The 5,335-nt window shown below is 45.8% G+C and carries 5 protein-coding genes; all 5 read right to left on the bottom strand.

The annotated features are described in order from the left end of the window. Positions 1-525, bottom strand: a 525-nt coding sequence (locus WBA23_RS14960) for a phenylalanine-4-hydroxylase (protein ID WP_424583086.1), incomplete at its 3' end; no start/stop codon positions are given. A gap of 188 nt (positions 526-713) precedes the next feature. Further along, complete coding sequence (locus WBA23_RS14955) at positions 714-1,607, bottom strand: flavin reductase family protein (protein ID WP_424583085.1); 894 nt, start codon at positions 1,605-1,607, stop codon at positions 714-716. Then, positions 1,604-2,842, bottom strand: coding sequence for a fumarylacetoacetase (fahA, locus tag WBA23_RS14950; protein ID WP_424583084.1), 1,239 nt, complete (start codon positions 2,840-2,842; stop codon positions 1,604-1,606). The genes WBA23_RS14955 and fahA overlap by 4 nt, the downstream gene beginning before the upstream one ends. A 105-nt stretch (positions 2,843-2,947) precedes the next feature. After that, positions 2,948-4,243 (bottom strand): Glu/Leu/Phe/Val dehydrogenase dimerization domain-containing protein, encoded by a 1,296-nt coding sequence (locus tag WBA23_RS14945; protein ID WP_424583083.1) that lies wholly within the window; start codon positions 4,241-4,243, stop codon positions 2,948-2,950. 83 nt (positions 4,244-4,326) lie between these two features. Continuing rightward, positions 4,327-5,268: a proline dehydrogenase family protein gene (locus WBA23_RS14940; RefSeq protein ID WP_424583082.1), complete on the bottom strand. Its 942-nt coding sequence runs from the start codon at positions 5,266-5,268 to the stop codon at positions 4,327-4,329. Positions 5,269-5,335: the final 67 nt, after the last annotated feature.

Below are 5,335 nucleotides of genomic sequence, written 5' to 3'. Positions count from 1 at the left end.
TATGCCTGCTCCGTAAATACGGATATTTCCGTTTTCTTTAATCAATCCGAACTCTACTGTAAACCAGTAGATGCGCGAAATTAAGTGAATCGCCCAGGGGTTCTCGATGTAGCGCAGCGCGATTTTGCTAAGCTCCTGCAAATAATCTACAAATGGCTGATTGGTCAGCACAGGTACGTGGCCGAATACATCGTGAAACATATCGGGTTCTTCCAGGTAATCCAGTTGGCTCAATTTCCGTAACCAGGTGGAAGAAGGAAACTTTCGGTTAGAGAGCAATTGAAAAAACTTATCATCGTCTATCAGCCCGGGCACCACATGGATACTCCAGCCGGTTAGCTTTTTCAGTTCGTCATTAGTTTCCTCAAAGTTGGGAATCTTATCTGCCGTAAAATTGATTTGCTGCAACCCATCTAAATAAGCTTGCGAAGCTGCATTGGGTAAATTTACAATCTGTCGTTCGTACAGTTGTTTCCAGACTTTAAAATCCTCATTGGTGTATTTGTCATATTCTTGTTGCATCATGGGTGTAATGTTTAACTATTCTATTGTTCAATGGCTCGATTACTCAATGGTTAAATTGTTGATTGCTAGTTGTTTAGATTATGATTGTTGCCAACTTTCAACTCCTGTCTTCGATCCCGGCGGGGGAACCGCTCCCGAATCCGGTTTACTCACTATTTATTACTTTCCAATTGTACACTGCATATTGTTTATTGCAAACTGAGTAGAGCTGCCCAGGCTTTCTCTACCTCGCCTCGGGACAGATAATTCTTTGCCGCCCAGTGCATAATTTCGGGCGACTGTACTGCATCCTGTTCGTACCGTACCAAAGCAGCCTGAATGGTGCTTTCGTGGCGGTAGTGCTGCACTAAATCCTGGTTCGGAATTTCCGATACATTAGCTAACTGGGCTAAGTCACTTCCCGAAAGCACCGTACTGGTTCGGATATCTTCAGGAAGTTGATCTACTCCGATCCCTTTTTCCCGCACTGGACGAAGTGTTTCAAAGAGAGCATCGCCACTCGCACGGCAGTAGGCACTACCGCCCATTCTTCCCACGGCATCTAGCTGGAATGGATTAATAGCACCGTCTTCCCCCAGAATTTCTTCGTTAACGTGAACCAGCAGTACTTCGCAGATCACTAGGTTCCCGGCACCGCCGCCTTCGCCTAGTGGCATCACCTGCTTCACTTGGCACTCAAACGCCACTGGCGATTCGGCGACCCGGGGCGGCTTTACAGTTTCCGAAGGCACTTCAGTGAGGCCAGCTTTGGCAAACTCGTTAATACCTTTTTCGTAAGCGGTACTGGTGAGCGACATTTGCTCTACCAACGCATAGTTTACAATGTTAATGGTTACCTCAGGGTGTTCCCGCACATTATCCAGTGTATTCTTAGTGCTTCCGTCGCGCACACTATTTACCGGGGAAAAAATGAGTACGGGTGGCTTAGAACTAACTGCATTAAAGAAGCTGTACGGACTCAGGTTTACTTTACTTTCGGAACTTATGGAGCTAACAAAGGCAATGGGCCGGGGCACCACGGCGCCAATCATGTATTGGTAAAAATCCTGGGTGCTTACTTCACTCGGGCGAATGACTTTCATAGGCTTGGTAAAATTTTAGTGCGTACTTCTCCGAAACCCACCCGAATACCTTCCTGTTCGGCGTAGCCTCGCAGGGTGACTGTATCTCCGTCTTCCAGATAAGTGCGCGGTTGATTTGAATTTATTTTCAGTGGTCGCTCACCGTTCCAACTCAACTCGAGCAAGCTGCCGTAGCTATCACTTTCTTCGCCACTAATGGTACCGGAAGCTAACAAGTCGCCTATCCGCATATTACAACCGTTGACCGTATGGTGAGCCAGCATCTGCCCTATGTTCCAGTACATGTTCTTAAAGTTGGTTTGACTAACAACCACATCGTTTTCTCCTTCGGGCTGAATAGCTACCTCTAGGTTAATGTCAAAATTCTGCCTATCGGAAGTTTGTAGATACGGCAGCGGTTTTGGTTGCTGCTCTGGGCCATCTACTCGGAATGGTTGTAACGCCTCTAACGGCACTACCCAAGGCGAAATAGACGAGGCAAAGTTTTTCCCAAGAAAAGGTCCCAAGGGCACATATTCCCAACGTTGAATATCCCGGGCCGACCAGTCGTTAAACAAGACAAATCCAAAGATATAATCCTCCGCTTTCTCGGGGCGAACCGAGGTTCCTAGTTTGTTTTCTTTTCCAATAACTGCGGCCATTTCCAGCTCAAAATCTAGTGCTTGAGTTGGGCTAAATACTGGCTGATCGGCACTTTTGAGTATAATCTGCCCCTTTGGACGATGTATATTGGTGCCGGAAACCACAATAGACGATGCGCGGCCGTGGTAAGCAATCGGCATATGCTTCCAATTGGGCATTAGCGCATTTTCTTTGCCCCGAAACATAGTACCTACGTTAGTTGCGTGGGCTTCACTGGCGTAGAAATCAGTGTAATCGCCAATCTCCAGCGGCAAATGCATCTTCGCCTCGGATTGAGCTACGAAGCACTCTTTCCGTAAATGGTAAAGTGGTGAATCAGTTTGAGTAAGCCAGCTGGTAAGTCGTTTTCGTACTGCCTGCCAGGTTGGTTTTCCTAACCGGATAAAAGCATTTAATGAAGACTGCTCCAGCACTTCCGGTTCAATAGATAGGTTTTGAAAGTACCTGCGTATGGCTAATGCAGCCAAGTCAATAATCTGATCTCCAATAGCCACTCCTACTCTAGGACGACGCGAGGAAGTGGAAAAAATGCCATAGGGTAAATTGTGAACGCTAAAGTCACTATTGCGCGGTATGTCAAGCCAGGTGTTCAATGTTTCATTTTTATTATTTGCCGGACTTGTTCCGGCATCTCCTACTTAAAATGCGGGAGATACCGGAATTCGTACCTCATCCGGTAAGGTTCACTATCTTTTAGCTTAATAAGCTCCCACACTAGCTCCTACGGAAGTAAGCTGGCTAAGGGGTGATTCTAGCGGTTTCTCTTTTCCCAGCAGCTCTTGCAAGGCAATTTCAAAGGCAGTTTTCGCTAGGTTTTTAGCACTAGCGTTCTTCGCGTATACTTTCTCCAACGCGCGACGAATGGTATCCGATACATCCTGTAGAATAGCTTCATCGGTAAGTTCGCTCTTGGTTTCCATCAGGTAGGCAAATACCCGAGCCATGCCGCAGTTGGCAATAAAATCGGGGATCAGCGAAACTCGCTCATCGGTATAGGCTGCAATGGGGCCGAAGAAAATTTGCGGGTCCTGAAACGGCACATTTGCCCCGCTACCAATCACTTCCAGGTCATGTTGAATCATCATCTCCACCTGCTCCTGCATTACCAGACGAGAAGCGGCGGCCGGTATGAAAATTTCCGCTCCGGTACTCCAAACCCGCTCGTTCATTTCCTCAAACGAAAGCAAGTTGTCAGCCGTTAGCATGTTCTGCGCTCGGTTTAGAAAAAGCTGCTTCACTTCTTCGTAAGTAAAGCCATCGGGGTTAATGAGTCCACCCGCTCGGTCAATAATTCCAACGATCTTTACCCCGTTCTTAGCCAAGTAGTATCCAGCCGCTCCGCCTACGTTACCCCAGCCCTGAATAATGGCTCGTTTACCTTCGGCACTACCATCCCACAGATCATAATAGTGCAGCACCGACTGAGCTACGCCGTAACCGGTCACCATATCGGCTACCGTATACTTCCGCTCGATAGAGGGAGTGTAGTGAGGATCTTCCAGCTTTTTGATGACCCCTTGCCGGAGTTGACCTAATTGCTTGATTTTCTGAGGATCGGATGACTGATAATGCCCAGTTACAATGCCTTCCTGCGGATGCCACAGTCCGTAGCTTTCCGTAATTGGAATTACGTCGTGAATCTCATCTACGTTCAGGTCGCCTCCGGTGCCGTAGTAGTTTTTCAGCAATGGGGTCACCGCTTTATACCAGCGTTCCAGCACTCCCCGTTTACGCGGGTCGTTCGGATCAAAGTTAATTCCTGACTTGGCCCCACCAATGGCTGGCCCCGACACGGTGAACTTAACTTCCATCGTCTTCGCCAGTGACTCTACCTCGTGCCGGTCTAGCCCTTTTCGCATGCGCGTACCTCCTCCGGCCGCCCCGCCTCGCAAGGAGTTAATCACTACCCAGCCTTCCGCCTCAGTTTCCGGATCATTCCACTCAAAAACCACCTCCGGTTTCTTCTCTTCAAATTCTTTTAACAGATCATTCATTTTTTTAGCGTTTAGCCGACAGACTACAGTAGTTGGATAAACTGACTTCTAACTAGCCTACAAATAGCTATTACTTCTATTTATTATTTTTCTTCTACAATATCTGCAATACCTTGAAACATGCTTAGAGGATATTCCGCCCAACGATTACATAAATAGAGATACCATTCCTTACCATAGACTATGTAGATTCGGCAGTTCAAGCCTTTTCCTTTGTATTCAATTAGTTCTTCGTTTCTTATTCCTAGAAGCCGCTCGAGAACATAGTTAGTAGGCTTCAACTTTTTGATTAGCTTAATAGACTCTTGGTGAATTTTTTCGTGATGGGATGCAATTGAACATCGGTGGTTTTGGGATAAAAGCTGCTCTACGTAATCAAGATAAATCTGGTCGAGTTCTGACCCTCTCTTAATGGATAATCCATCTGGGGTTTCGTAAGCTCCCTTAACCATTCTGATGCTACCTGATAGTTTAGCGACCTCTTTAAAATCATCTTTGGTTCGGTGTAGATAAGCCTGCATCGTAATACCCAGGTTTTTATAAGATTTTAAAGTTTCTACGTAAATGTCAAGAATTCTATCCGTTCGGTCAGTTCCCTCCATACTAATGATTACCTCTTGGTTCATTTTCTGGGCTTCGTTACAGATGATTCTAAGGTTTTCCGTTGCCAGATCATTTGACACAAGAAGACCAATATGAGATAGGTCTAATGAAATCGAAGAATTCAAATTTTCCCTCTTAATCGCCTTGGCAAATTGCACGAATTCAGCGGTAGCTTTATTCGCATCCTTCTCGTTCCGTATGCTTTCACCCATAAAATCCGTTGTTACATCAAACCCCTTGTTATTCCATTCACGGACCGTTTTTAAAGCCTCATTTGTACTTTCCCCACCAATGTATCTGTTAGCAGCCTTTTTCAGCACTTTAAATATGGTGTCGTTTTTAAGAATAAACTCTTTCGCATCTTCGTTAAGAGCAGCTTTCTTTAAGCTATCGGCTCCAGTCTTCAGTAGCTTTTGTTCCATTGATCTTTTGTGTTTTTTCTTACATTACATATGAACGGAGCACTTACACTTTCCACGAATAAATGTA

The organism is Tunicatimonas sp. (genome assembly GCF_049647865.1).
Lineage (GTDB): Bacteria > Bacteroidota > Bacteroidia > Cytophagales > Cyclobacteriaceae > Tunicatimonas.
Note: the sequence above shows the minus strand (reverse complement) of the source record. Positions and strands in the feature narration are given on the sequence as shown.